This is a genomic window from Acidovorax cavernicola (genome assembly GCF_003581445.1).
This window is the reverse complement of sequence record NZ_QXMN01000171.1, coordinates 1-1,950: the sequence shown is the minus strand read 5'-3', so window position 1 is coordinate 1,950 and position 1,950 is coordinate 1. Positions and strand designations below refer to the sequence as shown.

Sequence of the window (1,950 nt, the reverse complement as noted above, 5' to 3'; positions counted from 1 at the left end):
GTACGCAACGCACTGGAAGCCGCAGGCCTCAAGCCAGAAGTGGCGGAAGTGACCATGCGCCCTGAAAACACCATCGCCCTCGAAGGCGATGACGCGACCCGCATGCAAAAGCTGCTGGACATGATCGAAGACCTGGACGACGTTCAAGACGTTTACCACAACGCAGACTTATGAAAATTCTTGTGATTGGCGGCGGAGGCCGTGAGCACGCTTTGGCGTGGAAAATGGCGCAATCGCCCAAGTCCACCAAGGTGTATGTTGCACCGGGCAACGGTGGTACGGCGTTGGCGGGCGGCAAGCTCGAAAACCTGGACCTGACCGATGTCGTGGCCCTGCGCGAATGGGCGCAGGCCGAAAAAGTGGGGCTGACCGTGGTCGGCCCCGAAGCGCCGCTCGCGGCCGGCGTGGTCGACGAATTCCGTGCCCACGGGCTCAAGGTGTTCGGCCCGACCAAGGCCGCGGCGCAGCTGGAAAGCTCCAAGGCTTTCTCCAAGGCCTTCATGGCGCGCCATGGCATTCCCACGGCAGCCTATAACACCTTCAGCGACCCGGCGCTGGCCCATGCCTATATCGACCGCCTGGGCGCGCCCATCGTCGTCAAGGCCGACGGCCTGGCCGCGGGCAAGGGCGTGGTCGTGGCGCTCACGGCACAGGAAGCGCACGACGCGGTCGACTTCATGCTGGTCGACAACAAATATGGCGTGAGCCACAACGACGGCGGCGCGCGCGTGGTGATCGAGGAATTCCTCGAAGGCGAGGAAGCCAGCTTCATCGTGCTGTGCGACGGCAAGAACGTGCTCGCGCTCGCGACCAGCCAGGACCACAAGCGTCTGAAGGACGGCGACGAAGGCCCGAACACCGGCGGCATGGGCGCCTACTCGCCCGCACCCGTGGTCACGGCCGACGTGCATGCGCGCGCGATGCGCGAAATCATCCTGCCGACCATCCGCGGCATGGAGCGCGACGGCATTCCGTTCACGGGCTTCCTGTACGCGGGCCTGATGATCGACCCTGCGGGCCATGTGAAGACGCTGGAATTCAACTGCCGCATGGGCGACCCCGAAACCCAGCCGATCATGATGCGCCTCAAGAGCGATCTGGTCGACGTCATGACCGCCGCGGTGGACGGCAAGCTCGACCAGATCGAGCTTGAGTGGGACCGCCGCACGGCGCTGGGCGTGGTGATGGCCGCCTACGGCTATCCCGAAGCACCGCGCAAGGGCGATGCGATCAGCGGCCTGCCGGCCGAAACCGACGACGCCATGGTCTTCCATGCGGGCACTGCGCTGGTCGACGGCGTGCCCCAGGTGACGGGCGGACGCGTGCTGTGCGTGACCGCGCTGGCCGACAGCGTCAAGCAGGCGCAGGTGCGCGTCTATGACGTGGCGCGCAGCATCCATTTCGATGGCATGCAGTACCGCCGCGACATCGGTTTTCGCGCCATCAAGAGCTGAGGTGCGGCGCGTGCAAGCAATCAGCGAAACGCCGGTCAGCGTGCACGATGTGCGCGCCTACCTGACGGGCCTGCAGGACGCCATCACCACGGCGCTCGAAGGCGTGGAAGGCGAGGGCGGCGGGCGTTTCCTGGCTGACGCCTGGGCCAAGGGGCCCGAGGAACGCCTGCAGGGCGAGGGCATCACGCGCATCATGGAGGGCGGCCGCGTGTTCGAGCGCGCGGGCTGCGGCTTCTCGCATGTGCGTGGCGCCCAGCTGCCGCCTTCGGCCACGCAGCACCGCCCCGAACTCGCGGGCGCGCCGTTCGAGGCCATGGGCGTGTCGCTGGTGTTCCACCCGCGCAACCCCTATGTGCCGACGGTGCACATGAACGTGCGCATGATTTCCGCCGGCCATCCGGGCCAGGCGCCCACGCGCTGGTTCGGCGGCGGGCTCGACCTGACGCCGTGCTACGGCTTCGAGGAAGACGCGGTGGACTTCCACCGCGTCTTCCTC

The 1,950-nt window shown here is 66.8% G+C and carries 3 protein-coding genes; all 3 read left to right on the top strand.

Translation table 11 applies throughout. The features are described 5' to 3' along the window. Positions 1–174: YebC/PmpR family DNA-binding transcriptional regulator (locus D3H34_RS32170; RefSeq protein ID WP_205736857.1), on the top strand; the 174-nt coding region annotated here is incomplete at its 5' end. After that, positions 171–1,454 (top strand): phosphoribosylamine--glycine ligase, encoded by a 1,284-nt coding sequence (gene purD, locus D3H34_RS32165; protein WP_119558813.1) that lies wholly within the window; start codon positions 171–173, stop codon positions 1,452–1,454. The genes D3H34_RS32170 and purD, both read left to right, overlap by 4 nt. Positions 1,455–1,464: 10 nt before the next feature. Continuing rightward, positions 1,465–1,950, top strand: a 486-nt coding sequence (locus D3H34_RS32160) for a coproporphyrinogen III oxidase (protein ID WP_286186545.1), incomplete at its 3' end; no start/stop codon positions are given.